General features: G+C 36.8%; 13 protein-coding genes, 3 pseudogenes, 1 riboswitch and 1 other annotated feature. Of the genes and pseudogenes, 8 read left to right on the forward strand and 8 right to left on the reverse strand.

Annotated features, from left to right (window positions below; all coding sequences use genetic code 11):
• Positions 1-46 precede the first annotated feature (46 nt).
• The 3 genes from C6Y02_RS12800 to C6Y02_RS12815 all read right to left on the reverse strand — a co-directional run bounded on the left by C6Y02_RS12800 (position 47) and on the right by C6Y02_RS12815 (position 3,811).
• Positions 47-847 carry a hypothetical protein gene (locus C6Y02_RS12800; RefSeq protein WP_106031406.1) on the reverse strand — a complete coding sequence of 267 codons (801 nt, stop codon included), beginning with the start codon at positions 845-847 and terminating at the stop codon, positions 47-49.
• A gap of 379 nt (positions 848-1,226) precedes the next feature.
• On the reverse strand, positions 1,227-2,552 hold the full coding sequence (locus C6Y02_RS12810) for an NCS2 family permease (RefSeq protein WP_106031407.1): 1,326 nt from the start codon (positions 2,550-2,552) through the stop codon (positions 1,227-1,229).
• A 145-nt stretch (positions 2,553-2,697) separates the two neighbouring features.
• Positions 2,698-2,799: riboswitch (purine riboswitch) on the reverse strand.
• A 115-nt stretch (positions 2,800-2,914) separates the two neighbouring features.
• Entirely contained in the window at positions 2,915-3,811 is an 897-nt protein-coding gene (locus C6Y02_RS12815; protein ID WP_106031408.1) for a LysR family transcriptional regulator, read from the reverse strand.
• Between the two features lie 101 nt (positions 3,812-3,912).
• On the opposite strand from C6Y02_RS12815, the gene C6Y02_RS12820 reads away from it, so the two are divergent.
• Entirely contained in the window at positions 3,913-5,100 is a 1,188-nt protein-coding gene (locus tag C6Y02_RS12820; protein WP_106031409.1) for an MFS transporter, read from the forward strand.
• An 18-nt stretch (positions 5,101-5,118) separates the two neighbouring features.
• Here the strand turns inward: C6Y02_RS12820 and C6Y02_RS19735 are convergent.
• A pseudogene (locus C6Y02_RS19735) lies at positions 5,119-6,563 on the reverse strand (DUF4179 domain-containing protein).
• The gene (locus tag C6Y02_RS12830) at positions 6,532-7,077 is read right to left on the reverse strand and encodes a sigma-70 family RNA polymerase sigma factor (RefSeq protein ID WP_106031410.1); all 546 of its coding nucleotides are present in this window, start codon (positions 7,075-7,077) and stop codon (positions 6,532-6,534) included. Before C6Y02_RS12830 ends, C6Y02_RS19735 begins: the two are co-directional and overlap by 32 nt.
• Before the next feature lie 178 nt (positions 7,078-7,255).
• Between C6Y02_RS12830 and C6Y02_RS12835 the strand changes: the two genes are divergently transcribed.
• Complete coding sequence (locus C6Y02_RS12835; protein ID WP_106031411.1) at positions 7,256-7,441, forward strand: Fe3+ hydroxamate ABC transporter substrate-binding protein; 186 nt, start codon at positions 7,256-7,258, stop codon at positions 7,439-7,441.
• 4 nt (positions 7,442-7,445) lie between these two features.
• The gene (locus tag C6Y02_RS12840; protein WP_106031412.1) at positions 7,446-8,012 is read left to right on the forward strand and encodes a GNAT family N-acetyltransferase; all 567 of its coding nucleotides are present in this window, start codon (positions 7,446-7,448) and stop codon (positions 8,010-8,012) included.
• Between the two features lie 293 nt (positions 8,013-8,305).
• On the opposite strand, the gene C6Y02_RS12845 is transcribed toward C6Y02_RS12840, so the two are convergent.
• Positions 8,306-10,123 (reverse strand): AAA family ATPase, encoded by a 1,818-nt coding sequence (locus C6Y02_RS12845; RefSeq protein ID WP_106031413.1) that lies wholly within the window; start codon positions 10,121-10,123, stop codon positions 8,306-8,308.
• Between the two features lie 136 nt (positions 10,124-10,259).
• On the opposite strand from C6Y02_RS12845, the gene C6Y02_RS12850 reads away from it, so the two are divergent.
• Positions 10,260-11,285: a DNA adenine methylase gene (locus C6Y02_RS12850; protein ID WP_106031414.1), complete on the forward strand. Its 1,026-nt coding sequence runs from the start codon at positions 10,260-10,262 to the stop codon at positions 11,283-11,285.
• A 93-nt stretch (positions 11,286-11,378) separates the two neighbouring features.
• On the opposite strand, the pseudogene C6Y02_RS12855 reads toward C6Y02_RS12850, so the two are convergent.
• A pseudogene (locus tag C6Y02_RS12855) lies at positions 11,379-11,722 on the reverse strand (GMP synthase (glutamine-hydrolyzing)); the annotation flags it as partial.
• 104 nt (positions 11,723-11,826) lie between these two features.
• Here C6Y02_RS12855 and C6Y02_RS12860 point away from each other — a divergent pair.
• Positions 11,827-12,714, forward strand: coding sequence for a helix-turn-helix domain-containing protein (locus tag C6Y02_RS12860; protein WP_106031415.1), 888 nt, complete (start codon positions 11,827-11,829; stop codon positions 12,712-12,714).
• A gap of 322 nt (positions 12,715-13,036) precedes the next feature.
• Here the strand turns inward: C6Y02_RS12860 and C6Y02_RS12865 are convergent.
• Positions 13,037-13,218, reverse strand: a pseudogene (locus tag C6Y02_RS12865) (GMP synthase (glutamine-hydrolyzing)); the annotation flags it as partial.
• Between the two features lie 412 nt (positions 13,219-13,630).
• Positions 13,631-13,895: a binding site (T-box leader), on the forward strand.
• A 56-nt stretch (positions 13,896-13,951) separates the two neighbouring features.
• Between C6Y02_RS12865 and C6Y02_RS12880 the strand changes: the two are divergent.
• The 3 genes from C6Y02_RS12880 (at position 13,952) to C6Y02_RS12890 (ending at position 17,312) form a co-directional block, all read left to right on the forward strand.
• Positions 13,952-15,613: a 2-isopropylmalate synthase gene (locus C6Y02_RS12880; RefSeq protein ID WP_060595669.1), complete on the forward strand. Its 1,662-nt coding sequence runs from the start codon at positions 13,952-13,954 to the stop codon at positions 15,611-15,613.
• Positions 15,614-16,669, forward strand: coding sequence for a helix-turn-helix domain-containing protein (locus C6Y02_RS12885; RefSeq protein ID WP_106031417.1), 1,056 nt, complete (start codon positions 15,614-15,616; stop codon positions 16,667-16,669).
• A gap of 166 nt (positions 16,670-16,835) precedes the next feature.
• Positions 16,836-17,312, forward strand: a complete 477-nt coding sequence (locus C6Y02_RS12890) for a YbaK/EbsC family protein (protein WP_106031418.1) — start codon at positions 16,836-16,838, stop codon at positions 17,310-17,312.
• Positions 17,313-17,329: the final 17 nt, after the last annotated feature.

Raw genomic sequence — 17,329 nt, forward strand, 5'->3', positions numbered from 1 at the left:
TCAACATGAAAACCTCCTTTTTCAAAAAAGGAGGCTTTCAGTGTGTTTATCCAAATCGAACAGGAACAAGTGATGGAATCAAATACTCTCCGACAATGCTCCAGAGTAGTGCAATGATGACAAGCTCCACCAATAAAAAGATCCAGCCCGCATACATCAAATCTCCACGTTCGGCATCATGCTCCGATTGAATCGAGCGAAAGAGCACGACCGCAATCAACTGAAGGCCGACAAACATCATCACGGATAATATGACGGTCACATATGGAATATTCAGCATGGCAAATACAAGCCAAAGGATGGATAAAACTAAAACCGGCACAAGCGCAGCGCCAAACTTCATGATCACTTCTTTCAGTGATATGTTTCCTTTTAGCATGTACTTTCCGAGCAGCCAGACGGTAAGCACCATCAATGTCAACACAATGAATGTAAAGACCGCTACCTTCAAAAAGGCGTCGCCAAAAGAATAATGAATGCCAAAGCCTAATAAGCGGGTCTTTGACGCCTTTAATTGAACATAGTTGCCTAAAGCAAAAAACACGCTGAATAACACAATCGAAATCCAGGCGTACTTCATCCGTAATGTTTCCGCTTGATTGATGGCCCGGCTCGGTGATTTTAACATCTCAAGTCCATATGAGCCATAGCGCTTAAACGCGCCTCCTACACCTTGCAGCATACGCTGAATGGCAGAACGCTCATCAGCCGCTGCTGCTTTTGCTTTCGAGGTTCTTCCACGTTTTGCGGCACTTCTGCTGAGGCGGGATTGCCTCGTTTCTTGATCTATTGATGGCTCTTCATTTTTTAAGTCTGATGTACTTTGCTCTTGATCTTTTTCTAACATTCATATCAACTCCTATCCAGCACAATCCAAACAGGCTCATACGAATGTCCTGTTCCGATGACTCCTATTAAAGTAGCGGAGTCTCTCTGTTCAGTCAAGATTCCTTGACGTTCATACGAATAGACGGATAAAGGGCAGCAGAGGTTTTAAAATGGTAAGAAAATTAGACAAAACAAAAAAACAGCAGCTTCCATGAGCTGCTGCTTCAGCGTGTAGACAAACCCTCGCATTCTTTGTCAGTCCTGCGCGTTGGTGCTCACGAATGTCAAATTCGCTCCGCGTCAGTGCTCGTCCTTCCTAGACTGCAAAGGTTTTCTATCACACTGAAAAAAGAAGACAAAGGGTTAAAATAAAGATCATTTTAACCCTTTGTCAACAATTAATGATTTAAGAAAGCAAAGTAAAGAATAAAGATCACAAACAATCCGTACATAATCGGATGTACTTCTTTGGCTTTCCCTTTAAAGATCATCGTAATCGGGTAGAAAATAAAGCCAACCGCAATCCCTGTTGCAATACTGTATGTGAGTGGCATCATAATCATCGTTAAGAAGGCTGGTACGGCAATTTCAAAACGATCCCAGGCAATCTTCGCTAGCGGAGCGACCATCAGTGCACCGACAATGATTAAAGCAGGTGCTGTCACATTCGATGTAACGACGGATAATAGCGGCGAGAAGAACATCGCAAGCAAGAAGAAAATACCTGTTACGACAGCTGCAAATCCAGAACGCGCACCAGCAGCTACACCTGAGCTGGATTCAACATAAGATGTCGTTGTGGATGTTCCAAGGACAGAACCTACAACGATTGAAGATGAATCCGCCAGAAGTGCTCTTCCTGCACGCGGCAGCTCATTATTTTTCATTAAACCAGCTTGGGTTGCAACAGCCACAAGCGTTCCTGCTGTATCAAAGAACCCAACGAATAAGAACGTTAAAATCACGACAAGCATTTGAATCGAGAAGATTTCTGGCAAATGAATCAAGGCTTGTCCAAAGGTTGGAGATAAGCTTGGAATACTTCCCACAATTTGCGTCGGTACTGGTACAAGACCAACGATCATTCCTGCAATAGCTGTCACAAGCATCCCGATGAAGACACCTGCATTCACTCGAAGAACCATTAAAATGACGGTCACAACGATACCAAACACCGTTAATAAGACAGGACCACTGTGAATGTTTCCAATCGAAACGAGCGTATTATCATTATTGGCGATAATGCCAGAGCCTTGCAGACCGACAAACGTAATGAACAAACCAATACCCGCACCAACCGCCAGCTTCAGCTCAGCCGGAATGGCATTGATGATTTTTTCACGGAAACCTGTTAAAGAAAGGGCAACAAAGATCAATCCTGAAACAAACACACCAGAAAGTGCTGCTTCCCATGTGATGCCCATGCCAAGAACAACCGAGAAGGCGAAGAAGGCATTCAAACCCATACCTGGTGCAATTGCAATCGGATACCTGGCAATCAACCCCATCAGAATACACCCTGCGGCAGAGGCTAACGCCGTCGCTGTAAAGACAGCGCCCTGATCAATTCGTAATTTATCTGGAAAATCCGGTACAGACACTAAAGCAAGTGTGATCGGATTGACAAACAAAATGTAAGCCATCGACAAAAATGTGGTTAAACCACCGATGATTTCTCTGCGGTAATTCGTTCCTAACTCATCAAACTGAAAAAACTGTTTCAAAGCCAACTGACTCCCTTCATGTCCTTTTGCTTTAGTCTGTCCCATTCACAAGTCAAATAAAAAACGCCCCAACAGTTTTGGGACGCTTGACTACAAGTGTGAATTCAGACCGTGACATAAAACAAGAACAATGCATGATTTATATCAAACGAGTGTGAATTGACGTAGTCAAGCCATTTACGGTAGCTTGGTAGAAACTTGCGGGCCATATCCCCGCGATTATACGACTTCTATCTATTTGATTTCTGTGTCTATTGTACCAACTTCATTTTTAAAACACAATACAAAAAGCGAACAATTTTCAAAGAAATGTCCGCTTCATTCGTCTTATTACACGAATTTGGAAAATCACATCTAGTTCTTTATACACCCTTCTCCAAATCCTTCTCTTTTGCAAAAACCGCTGCGGCTACATGGAAAAACTCTTTCACAGCTGGTGAAGCTTGGGAGAGAGACGGACAGGCGAGCGCAACCTCGCGGTGATGAGAGACATTCAACTTTCGAATGTGCACAAGCTGCTGCGTTTTTAAAAACAGCTCAGGACCTATCGTGACACCAAGCCCTTCTCCGACCATACGAGCAATGGTCGTACAATCGTGTACTTCAAATAAAGTAGCTGGCTTCAATTGAGCCTCAGAAAATATATCCTCTACATGTGATTGATACATGCCAGTCGGCATAATAAATGGTTCATCCGCCAAATCTGTTATGTCTACAATGGGCTGCTGGTGGAATCGATGATTTGGATGATAGGCGACCACCATCTCATCTTTGATCAGCGGCAACAAGTCAAAGGCTTCATCCGCATAGCCTTTCACAACAAATCCAACATCAATGATGCCAGAGTCCAGCCACTCCAATATTTCTTCATACGTCCCCTCATAAAATTTAAATTCGATTTTCGGATGCTTTTTCTGATAGCTCACAAGCAGCTTAGGCAATAAACAAGCTGATGCACTGGCAAATGTTCCGATACGAATCAAGCCCGTTTCGATATTTTTCGTTAACGCAATCTCCTGCTGGATCTTCTCCACCCTATTTAACACTTCTCTAATATGCGGGAGAAGCGTTTGACCGATATCTGTCAGCATGATGCCCTTTTTTCGATCACGAATGAATAAAGACACATCCCACTCCGTTTCTAAACTTGCCACCGCATGACTGACCGCGGACTGCGTCATATTTAATGCTTCAGCTGCTGCGGTAAAACTGCCAAGCTCGACCACTTTTGCAATAATATCAAAGCGAACAAAGCTCATGAGTATTCACTCATCTCCTTCATGAAAAACATCAATTTTACTTATGTTAGCACGGAATTTAAACTAAATACAACGTATCAAATTGAAGGAAGGGTTCAAAAATGAAAAACACATCACATCAGCTATTGATTATTCTTTTAGCTGTCGGTTCATTCGTCACAGGCACGTCAGAATTCGTCGTATCAGGCATTCTAGATATTATTTCTGTTGATCTAAATATCTCCATTCCTGCTGCCGGGCAGCTTATTACCGTTTACTCTCTCTTTTATGCAGTAGGTGCTCTCTTTTTAGTGATGGCAACATCGAAATTGAACCGAAAAAAGGTTCTGTTATCGGCGATTTTTGTGTTTATTTTAGGCAATGTGGTCGCCTTTTTTAGCCATCACTTTGTGCTGCTCCTGCTATCCCGAATTATCATGGCGATGAGTGGCGGCTTATATATTGTCGTCGCCACGAATTATGCAGCGCAGATCGCCCCTCCAGAAAAAAAGGGAAGCGCGATGGCAACGGTCATTACTGGTTTTACCATTTCACTCGTACTTGGTGTCCCTATTGGCACATTTTTATCAGGTCATGTGGATTGGCACTATATTTTTCTCATCATTGCACTAGGTACTGCTTGTCCCTTGGTCCTGCTTTATCAATTACTGCCACGTATGGAGGGACATTCACATCTGCCATTGAAGCAGCAATTACACCTCCTTCAAGACCGGAGGGTGATCAGCGGCTTAGCCACGACCGTCTTTTGGATCTTAGGCTACACGATGGTCTTTGCTTATATCTCTCCTTTATTACGACAGACCGCCGGCTTTTCACTTGAAATGACAAGTATTGCCTTGCTCGTCTTAGGCATTTCTGCTTTTATTGGCTCACGCTTTGGCGGCTTCGCCGTCGATCAATGGGGACCAAACCGAACCATCTCGATCAGCATCATGATCCAGATGTTGTCTTTATTTACACTCTTCTTTACGCAATTCTCCGCTATCTGGGTCTTGATTACACTCGCCATTTGGGGCATTGCTACATGGACAACAACACCAGCGAAGCAATTTTATCTGATCTCCCTTAAACCCCAAGCATCAGAAACCGTGCTGAGCTTTAATACAGCGATTATGAATATTGGCATGATGCTCGGATCGTCAATCGGCGGTGTGATGATTCAATATACAAATGTCACGAACTTAAGCTGGATTGGCGGTTTAGCCAGTTTTGTTGCATTCATGTTGATTCGGTACTCGTTCCATCGTAATCGGCTGGTCCAAAAGCAGACAAAAAGCGAACATGTATAACCATGTTCGCTCTTTTATTTATTGACTAGCTTTTGATGTTTCTTTTTTGACTGGAATGGTTACCTTTATCGCTTTCTGTGGCGCCAACATATTCAGTTCTGACAAATCAAGGTAAAGCCCATATTCTTTAAAAGAAAAATGGTTTAATGATAAAGTCTCTAGATTCTTATCATCAAATTCAAAGGTGGATTGCATGGAAGCTGTCTTTAAATTCGTCACCTTCGCATGGTTCCCCTTCAAGTAATATCCGCTTTCATAGTCTGCTTGTGGATCGGGCCATGATTTCATCTTTTCAACATCGCCTAATCCAATGAATTCACCTATATTCTCCATCAAATCCTGATCTAATTCTTTTTGATCTACTCCAGTAAATTGATAATCAACGATCACAGAACGGTCTTTTTGCTCTATTTTATTGATTTTGATTCCGATGCCATGATGCTTTGTTTTGAACTGAACAGGCAGCTTTGTCTGGAGAGGAATGATTTTGCTGTCTTCTCGTTCGTTTCTCACATCTGTGTAAAATGTCAATTCAGTCGCCTTTGAATTGATCGGCTGATTTAAAATCGTCAAATGATCTTTTCTAGTTTTGTCAGGAGTGAGTTGTTTTTTTCTTAAAACGGTTCCAATCTCAAGCTGATACTCATTTCCTAAATTATCCTTCATTCCATCTATACTGACTCTATCATCTTTGGCAAAACCATTATAATCAATGGCATATTGAATAGCAGAGCCTTTCACTCCATTTTCTACCTTTACATTCCTTATTTGATAACGCCCATCTAAAATAGACACGTCTTTTTGTCCCGATAATAAAGTGGTTTTTTGCTTGACCACAGGTAACTTGAAGCGCCAATTCCCTACAATATCCCCTATCTTCGAAATGACAAGTGGCACTTGCTGACCTTGTTTGATCGTTTGTCCATTTGTATAGACTTCCGTCTGTCCAACATAGCGGCCATCTTTTAATTTTTCAATTCTGTTTTATCATAATTCAGTTGGAAGTTTCCATCGATTTTTTCTGCATTCACTCTGAACGATACAAATTCTTCTTTTGTATGGAAATTCTCCACCGTAAACGTATAAACAAGCCGCCCGGCATCATAGTATACACTGTTTACTTTCACAGTAACCCCTCTTGATTCAGCCCCCTCATTAACATGCTTCACCATATCACTCTGAAAAAGAGACATTCCTATTTTATCGTGAAACATCATATAAAACTGCCCAATAATCGGGACACGTGCCATTGCTGTATTAAGAGAAGGAAAAAGGAAGCCTGATGAAAAGTAAAGGACGATAAGTACGATGACAGAGTAGATTGGCGTTCTCCAATTCCATTTGAACCAACGTCTTTTCTTTTCCGCTTTCACATCTCCAATGGCTTGACGAATCGCTGAGGTTACTTCAACCATTGGTACTTCAATCTCATCATAGAGCTTTTTCATTTCTTTTCGTTCCATCGACACTCTCCTCCTTTTCCAACGTTTGCTTTAATAACTTTCTTGCGCGATACAAATGAGTTTTGACCGTTCCTTCAGGCATACCCATCTGCTGAGAAATCATTGAAATCGAATAATCTTGAAAATAAAATAGCTGAATCACAATCTGGTATTGCTCGTCTAACACATCAAGTGCATGTTTTAAATCTAGCTTGTCTTCCAAAAAATCATGACGCTCAACGCTTTCGTGCTGCTGCTCAAACGGAACAACATCTTGCTGCTTTTTCTTCATAGCAAAAATCGTATGAATCAAAATCAGAGTCAGCCAGCTAGAAAAATAAGCTGGTTCTTTCAAGCCAGATAGATGCTTAAACGCTTTAAATACCGTCTCCTGAACAGCATCTAACGAATCCTCTTTATTTCTTGTGTAGAGAAAAGCCGTTTTATATAAACGCTCTTGATACATCAGCATTAATTTCTCAAATGCCGGAACATTCCCTTTTTGTGCTTTTTTAATTAGACGCACTTGCTTCATCTCACTCAACCTCCTACACCTGTTAGAGCAAGCTTTCTCTCAAACGGTTTCAACAAACGAAAATTTCTTTTACTTAGCATATGTCGGATAAAAATAGAGAAAGTGAAGAATAGGTCGCAAAGATCGTATTGAACTTTTGATATAATGGAAGAAATATCTACAAAAAGGAGGATATTGATTGTTTCGATTCGAAGAACCCTCGTGTGCTGGCTGTCAGAAAAAGATAGAAGGAAACGAAGAAGTGTACGTCAAGCTGGTCTATCCTAAGAGAAGAGGTATGACAGAAGTGAAGGCTTGGCTGAGAAATGAAGGGGTTTTTTATTGTAAGGCATGTACAGAACAAAAGACATCGCATGGAGGATAATCAAATGAGCAAAATCACCTTTCCGCAAACATTTCCAACAATACATACCGAAAGATTGATCTTAAAAAAAGCAACGATCGAAGACGCTGAGGATATGCATATCTATTTATCCAATGAAACAGTGTGCCGATACATGGGCATTGATGCACATGAAACCATCGAGGACACAAAAGGAGAAATCAAGTGGTATGACAATATCTTCAAAGAACAAACAGGCATCCGCTGGGGCATTTCTCTAAAAGACAATCCAGCCATCATCGGCAGCTGCGGATTTCTCAATCTAGAAAAACAGCACTGCCGCACCGAAATTGGCTATGAATTACATCACGATCATTGGAGAAAAGGCATCATGAAGGAAGCGATTGCTGCGGTGTTACGATATGGATTTCAGGAGATGAACCTGAACCGGATTGAAGCCATCATTGATCCAGCTAATAAGTCTTCTGTTCAATTGTTGGAGAACTTTGATTTTGTAAGAGAGGGTTTATTGAGGGAGTATGATCTTGGTCAGAATGGGTTTGATGATGTGTATATGTATTCGATTTTGAAGAGAGATTACGATTACATATAGAAAAACCGAAAATATTACTAAATTAAAAAAATAATTATGAAAAAACAGCCCACAAGAAAACTTCTTAAAAAATTATTCTCGAACGGTCTATGTTTTTTTCATTAATCGAAAAAGCTTTTAGTTTTAGAATGATAAAAGTAACCACACAAACCAACGGACATAAAACTACTCTTAGCGTATTCACTTTGACCCTTATTAAATAACCCCTCATAGTAGGTCAAAAATCTTCAACTTTCGGATAATCAACTTATAAATATAGAGGATACCCAATAAATTAAGTATCCTCTATTTTATCATACTAAAGAAAGTTCTCTAGGAATTGAACTTGGAAGTATCAAATCTCGAGTAATTCCTGAAACCTTCCTTAAACTATTAAACATGGTTGCAAATCCTTTTATAAACTCATCAATTTCTTTTTGGTTACTACTATCTTTTAACCAATACTTATAAACTTCTAATAAAAAAAATTCATGTTCTATAAATAGTTTTTTATACTTTTCTCTTCTAACTCCAGATGTTGACTGTCCTTCTCTACGCATTTTTGCTATATCGGATTCTATTTGCTCTCTTTTATTTACAATTCTTTCTAATACATATTGTTTTTGTATGGCCTTTTGTATAATTGCTGGTTGCATCCAAAATTTATTATATTTATCTTGATACACAAGCTTCTCTAAATAGTTGAATATCAATTCTTCTGGGTTTGAACCACCTGGTAAAGTAATAATTTTTTTAGACCACTTTTTTGATTGATCCCCATCTAGAATACAAAATGCATTTACTAAATTATTTATTAGATATGAATCATTAAACATATTCCGCAAATTCTCAGCACCAATATTCATTTCAACAAAATGTAAAAAGGAATCTGCACGTTCAAATTTGGCTCCTTCTTCTCCTAGAGTTTTAATGTAATCTAAAGTATATCTAATTAATAATCTAGCTTCATAATCTTCACTAAATATGGCTATTTTTTTTGTGAAATCATCCTGATACCTTCGTTGTTTAAGGAAATTTCTAATTAAATCTATATCCAACTTTTCACCTGTAGGATTCTCTAACTTTTCAACCCTTGTCAGATTATCTATCAAATACACTACAGACTGGTTTTGTTCAAGTGCTACTTCTAATAAATCTATACTGTGTGTAGTTGCAACAACTTGAATTTTATAATTTAAAGAATAATCAGCTAGTAATTTATATAACTTCTCTTGATAAAAAGGGTGTAACGTAGCATCCAATTCATCTATTAATAATATACTCTCTATTTCATTAGTTGTTTCAACCAAACATTCAAAATAAAACCTTAGAGAAACTAAAGCTGTTATAATTATATATAAGTTATCTTCTCCAGAAGATATTGTATTTGAATCAATCCCTTCAACTTCTGTAGTAAATTCAGGTCTAATCTTTTGTTCACCTATCGAAGTGAATTTTTCTGAAGTATCAATTTTAATATTCGTAAAATCTTTATATATATTATTTATTATATCTATATAATTATTTGGCAGATTTTTATTTATAGCTTTAAATAGTGGCCTTGAACTATTACTATCAATTAAATCTCTTAGCATCTCTTTCTGTTCTATTGTTAAGGATTCTTCTAACTCTTTAGGAAACTCAGGTTCATTATGATGTTCTAATTCTCCAAATGTAATTAAACGGCTCAATCCAAGATATATTATTGGCAGCTCAGGTAATCTTTCTCCAGAACCACTAGCATAGTTAGGCTTAATAGCATATCTATAACTTTCACTTCCTTGCCCAGATATATGTTTACGAAAATTTAAGATTGAATCATCAAAGTACTCAACCTCCAAAATATTCCCATTAACATTTCTAGCTGGATCATTATGAGTCTTATCACCTTTAGTTAAATTTTCAATTTTAGGATTAAATTTATTGTTCAATTGCTGTATAATTTTTAAACAATTCTTTATTTCTGTTGTTTTATTTGATTGCACTACCTTTTTATAACTATTACTTATTAAATATAGTAAGGAAGATTTACAAGTACCATTTCCACCAGAAATTAAATTTACTTCATTACTCAAATTCATATCAAAATTGATTAATTTTCTATATTTTTTAACACTCATTTTTTTTACCATCGCAATTATTCCTTCACTTTCTAAATAAGCCTTTTAAATACATTTTAAACTCATTTTCATCTCTGGCCAAGTCTTTATTTCTGTGTTAGTATGTTATAGAACTTTATATAATAATAATATAATTATGGGGGTTATAATGAACTTTAAAGATTTAAAAGCTGTCATTACCTCTCATTTAGAAAATGAATACTCTAAATTTGATGTACACTATACTAATACAAACAATTCATTTACAATCGATAAATATGTTAAAAGAATAATTAGAGCCTATGATAAACAACCTGATCAAAACTTAGACGACATTATTTTGGAAGTTTTAAATTTAAATGAATACAATATTTATAAAGATTTCTACGGAATCAAAAACAACCTGTCTCCTTTAAGATATCCTGGTGCAAAGAGTAAAGTCTTAAGTAAATTTGTGAAATATTTTAAAACTCCTCATATTGAATATAGAGAGCCTTTTGTAGGGGGTGGATCAATTTTCTTAGGCAAACATATTGTAGATAAAAATATTTTGAATGATAAAGATTACAATGTATATGCATTTTTAACTACGATAAAGGACTATCCTGATTTATTATGTGAAAAAATTCTTAATACACAACCGACTATAGAACTTTGGCTTGAGAAGCGATTTAACTCTACTCAATCTACTAGTGACTTGGATATTGCTTTTGATTTTCTTTTCTTTAACCGAACAAATTATTCAGGTATATATTCTGCTAACCCTTTGGGTGGAATAGAACAAAAATCTAAATATACAATAGATTGTAGATGGAATGCTGAAAGATTATGTAGCAAAATAAAAAAAATGAGTGAAAGACTTAAATCGGTCTCTATTACAAACTTAGATTTTGAAGAGATAATTAAACTTCCAGGGGAAAATGTTTTATTAGTAATTGATCCTCCTTATTATAAAAAAGGAAATAGTTTATACACTAGTAAGATGACTCATGAAGACCATCTAAGATTAGCAGAAACTCTAAAGAATACAACTCATAAATATCTTTTAACTATTGATGATTCTTATGAAACAAGAAAAATATATACATATGAGAATACTTTTATAAATCAGGAATCATGGAAATATACAGTTCACTCAAAGAAAAACGATAATATTGGTAAAGAACTTTTTATCTCAAATTTCCCTATTAATTAATAAAGTATCAAAGCTGGTATCACTAAATAAGCTCGGAGAAATTCTTTAAAATAAGAGCTCCGCGCTTTTTCTATTTATTACCCACACTGAATTTTAGCAGAAGTTCTTACTCGTAATATTATATACCCCACGGTTAATGCTTCACTTCACTCACAATACGAGTTGAAATTTTTTCAAGCAAGTCCCAAGGGCCAGTCACTCGTCATATCATCAATAGGTTTAACAGCACGGAAGCCAATTTGTAGCCATATGTTCTTGTGGCACCCATAAATTCCCCTGCTTAGCAGAAGTCTGTAAAAAAAGTATAGTATTACCAGCTGTCGATCTCAAGGCCGAAGCTGGCAATTTCTTCGCGTAGAATCGCATCAGATTCCTCGGACGATTTCTTGTTTTTCTTCAGAAATTTCCCCCAGTACACGGATACCCAGTCCTGAACCTAGGGCTAGAAGGTCCATTCTAAAATTGCAACATAGCACAAAAAGTCAAGTTTCCTAAAGAACATTTCCGCTATACTAAACTCGTAAGGCAAGGAGGTGCTCGGTTGTCCTATCAAGAACATGAGAAAACGATTCAAAAAACATTAAATTATATTGAACAGCATCTGAAAGATGAATTACCGCTTCAAACTCTAGCGAAACACGCTGGTTATTCTAGGTTTCACTTTCACCGTATGTTCAAAAAAGTGATTAAGAAGTCAGTTGTTGATTATATTAGGGAACGTCGAATGACCCAAGCGGCGAAGGATTTAATTCATACGGACCAAAGGGCGATTGACATCGCATTGCAGTATCGTTTTAGTTCACAGGAATCCTTCACTAGAGCCTTTAAGAAGATATATGACATGTCACCCGCACGTTATCGGAAATTATTAAGGAATGTGATTGATGAGGAGGAAACAATTATGGCTGATAATCAGAACACACCTACTGGCTGGATTATGACAGGGGACACCCCATCTGACTATGATACAGGTTTGGATAACAGAATTGTACACAATGGTACTTACTCCGCTTATCTGAAATCAAAGGATGAAAAAGCTCGTGGTTTCGCGACATTGATGCAGCAAATTAAGTCTGAGCGTTACAGAGGGGAACGTCTTCAATTTTCTGCTTTTGTCAAAAGCGAAGATGTGAAAGGCTCAGCTGGTTTATGGATGAGGATTGACCACTCTTCAGGTGAAGTTCTTGCATTTGACAATATGATGAACCGTCCTATCACAGGAACAAATGGATGGAATCATTTTAGTGTAGTACTAGATGTTCCAGTAAAAAGTGAAGTCATTGCGTTTGGCATTTTACTACAAGGTCCAGGTCAAATTTGGATGGACGAACTTAGTTTTAAAATTGTAGATGAAAGTGTGCCAGTGACAGAACAAAATACTGTAGATAATTTAGAGGATGAACCAGTGAATTTAAATTTTGAAGGCTAGCAGAAAGAAGAATTCATGATTTTAACTGCTGTAAGGAGGAGGTTGATTGCCATGAAAAAGATTGGTGCAATTTTATTGTTCGCTGTTAATTCACTCACCTATATTTTGGGCCTTGGATTTTTATTTGGTGAATATGACGGGGATACCACATTAAATCAAAAGTAGTTCATTAGAATGTGAAAAAGACTTTTATATCAAAGGATTGCTCATAATGAAAAAACCCTACCAAAATTTTCTGGTAGGGTTTTTTGGTAGGGAACTGTATGTTCAAAAGGTTAATCCCTTATAAATCACGTTCCCAGTTCAAATGAAGTTATCCGTCCTACTCCCATTTTATCGTGGCAGGCGGCTTACTCGTAATATCATACACCACGCGATTAATATGCTTCACATCATTGACGATACGAGTTGATATCTTTTCAAGCACGTACGTCCCAAGGGATTCTTGCCCAAGTCACTCATCATACCATCAATAGATGTAACGGCACGGATGCCGATTGTGTATCGTATCCTATGACACTACTTTATGTAAAAGATCATACCTTGCCATTAATTAATCAAGCATATACCTTTTCTGAATGAATCAATCCTGTATTTTAAGAAAAAGAGAATCAAATAAAAATATGGGTCACAGTAAAATATTTAGATGAGACAACCAAAGCGACACAATTCTCACAGTATGATTTGACTTTAGAGAAAGATAGGAACTGGATGATTGTAGAATAAATACAAGATTGTTTATTTTTAATCCCTCATAAGAACAAAATGACAAAAATAGAATGGTTAAGGGCTCAAAGAAAATAAAATTGAGAATGAAGATAAGACACCCATAGGACAAAAAAAATCAATTGAAAAAGATACCCCTATCACTATCTCTTTTTTGTAGACTTGGTATAATAGAAAAAATCAGAAAAATTAGAATGCGATGATAAGGAATAGTACTTGCCGAAATGTTTTCAGAAAGTTGCTGGTTGATGAGAAGCAATAACAAAAAGGTAGGGAACTCACCTTAGAGTAGCCTTAGTGAAATGAAAAGTATTGATGTAGTTAAGGTCGGCACCCCACCGTTATATGGGAAGGATATAAGATATAACAATCTGTATCCGAATAAGGGCATGATAATGTATGGTTATCATGAAACAGGGGTGGTACCGCGTAAGAAGAAGTCTTTCGTCTCCAAGTTCAATCTTGGAGATGATAGGCTTTTTTTATATTCCAATTACAGGAGGAATCGATGATGTTTAACCACAAAAAATACGAAAAGAAATACTTTTTGCCACCGAACCTTACTTATGATTGGGTAAAGAAAGAAACATTAGAAAGTGCTCCGATATGGTGCAGTGTGGATTTACGGGATGGAAATCAAGCATTACCTATTCCTATGAACTTAGAAGAAAAATTGGAAATGTTTCAGTTACTAGTAGAGATAGGTTTTAAAGAAATTGAAATCGCATTTCCAGCTGCTTCTGATACGGAGTTTAGACTATTACGGACACTGATTGATCATAATATGATTCCAGACGATGTAACGATTATGGTTATCACGCAAGCGAGAGAGCATATTATCCGTCGAACCTTCGAGGCAATTAAGGGGGTACCGAAAGCTATTGTTCATTTATATAATTCGACTTCAGAAGCGCAGCGCAGACAAGTATTTAAGAAATCAAAAGATGAAATTAAACAAATTGCAATTGATGGAGCTATTTTAGTAAAAGAACTGGCCGAAAAAACAGAAAGCGATATTTATTTTCAATATAGTCCTGAAAGCTTTCCAGGAACAGAAGTTGATTATGCATTAGATATTTGTAAGAGTGTTTTAGATATTTGGAAACCGACACCAAATCATAAAGCGATCATCAATATTCCGACAACAGTTGAATATTCAATGCCTCATATCTTTGCAAGTCAGATTGAGTATATACACAAAAATCTGTCTTACCGAGACAGTGTGACATTATCTGTTCATCCTCATAATGACCGTGGCTCTGGGGTGAGTGATGCAGAATTTGGCGTGCTAGCTGGCGCAGAAAGAGTCGAAGGTACATTATTTGGTATCGGTGAACGTACAGGGAACGTAGACTTGATTACCTTGGCGATGAATATGTACTCACAAGGTTATGATCCAAAATTGAATTTCAATCACCTAGAAGCTATTCGTAAAAAATATGAAAAACTAACCAAAATTACTGTTCATGAGAGACAGCCATATTCTGGCGAAATGGTATTCACCGCATTCTCTGGGTCACATCAAGATGCTATATCTAAAGGTATGAAATATAGAAAGGAAAATCATGTTGATAAATGGGACGTTCCGTATATCCCAGTAGATCCAGTTGACTTGGGGAGGAATTATCAAACGGATGTGATTCGAATCAATAGCCAGTCTGGAAAAGGCGGCATAGGCTATATACTAGAAACAAATTATGGCATTCAACTTCCTTATAAAATGAATGAAGCCATGGGATATGAAGCGAAGAAAGTATCTGATCAGACAAATAGGGAATTGTCTGTCGAAGAAATATATCATATTTTTGAAAAGCAGTATGTTGATTTTCACCCTCATTTCCAGCTGCTTGATTATCAATTCAATAAAGGAGAGAAGCAGGAAGTCACCTTAACTCTGCTGAGAGATGATCAACAAATTGAAATACAAGGAACTGGGACTGGAAGTTTAGATGCTATCAGTAATGCGTTAAAAGCATATTTTCATCTCGAGTATGTTTTGGAAGTCTATGAACAGAATTCTTTGGGCAAGGATTCTCAAGCAAAAGCCTGTGCACAGATTGGAATTTCATATCAAGGAAAAATGCATTGGGGTGCTGGAATTGATAAAGATATTATAGAAGCAACAGTGAAGGCCCTGGTGGTTGCAGTAAATAGACTAGAGGTTTGGATGTAGATGGAAAAAGATAAACTTGAAAAACATGAAGCGATGCAATATTTAAGAGAATATAACGAGCAAGAAATCTTTTATCAACAATACCAACAGAAAAAGCATGACAATCAATCGTTGCAATTATTTTTGAAGGATTATGATAAAAACAATTTCATGCATAAGCAAATATATATAGAAGAATTTTTGCTAAAAGGGCAGAATGAATTTGAAAAAGAGGATACCATGTGGTTAGGTCAGGAGAATGATATCGAAGTGAGAAAGTATAGCCGTTTTATGCCTCAATTGTCGGCTATCCATGATTTCTTTGAGATGATCTATGTTCTGGAAAATGAAATGTATGTAGAAGTGGAAGATAAAAAAATGGCTTTACAATCAGGAGATATTGCCTTTATTCCACCGTACACAACACACAAGCCAATTGTAATGGAGAATACAATCGCAATCCAAATCATGATCCGTAAAAGTACTTTTCAAAAAGTGTTTTTTAAAATGTTAAAAGGAAATAATGTCATTTCAGAGTTCTTTTTGAATGCATTGTATATAAAAGAAAATAAAAATATTCTTATTTTCCATAGTCGCTTGGATAAAAATTTGCTAGACTGCTCTCTTCAACTATTTACAGAAAATTACAATCGGTTTCCTGGATACCAGTTGATTATGAATAATTTGTTTGAGATATTATTATGTCTCTTATTAAGATTCAAACCAAGTCATATAAACGTAAATCAGGTCAAACAATATAGTGATATACGTATTATTCAAATGCTCCAATATATTCAGCAATGTTGTGAGCATATAACAATTCAGGAGATGGCAGAGGAATTTAACCTTTCACAATCTTATCTGTCTAAATATATAGCTCATAAGCTTGGCAAATCATTTAGTGAGATTCGACAAGAAATAAGATTGGAAAAAGCCTGCGAAATGATCACTGGTAGCCATTTACAAATAGATGATATTGCGGCAGCCGTTGGTTATCAGAATGTAGAGCATTTCATTCGTTTATTTAAGAGAAAGTATCACCTAACACCACATCAATATCGTTTAAATAATAGATAATGATAATCATGACTCTATTGTATTAGCACTTGGAGAGACTGTACTTGTTACTTTGAAAAAGAAAAGATTGCTTTAGAATGAGCAGAATGAATGACGCTTATCTTAAAAGTACAATTTTAAAATCGAGAAAATGTAAAATCAATACTAATAAAAAGGAGAAATCATCATGTCAATCAAAAAAGTAAAAGATTATTTTAAACAATATGATATGGATACTCGAATTCAAGAATTTTCAGTATCTAGTGCAACCGTAGACTTGGCTGCTTCTGCATTGGGCTGCGAACCTGAAAGAATCGCAAAAACACTCTCCTTTCTAGTAAATGGACAAGCTATTTTAGTTGTTACCTCTGGCGATGCAAAAGTTGATAACAAAAAATTCAAGGAATATTTTAAAACAAAAGCTAAAATGCTTTCTCCTAATGAGGTCGTTGACTTGGTCGGCCATGAAATTGGCGGAGTATGTCCTTTTGCTATAAAGAATGGCGTTTCTGTTTATTTAGATATGTCACTAAAACGTTTTGAGACAGTCTATCCAGCCTGCGGGAGCAGTAACAGTGCTATTGAACTAACAATAAAACAATTAGAAAAATACTCCGGTTATTCACAATGGATTGATGTGTGTAAGGGATGGAATGATGAATGAACACATTAAAATGGAAG

This window comes from Bacillus sp. NMCC4 (assembly GCF_002998555.1).
In the GTDB taxonomy this organism is placed as follows: domain Bacteria; phylum Bacillota; class Bacilli; order Bacillales; family Bacillaceae; genus Bacillus.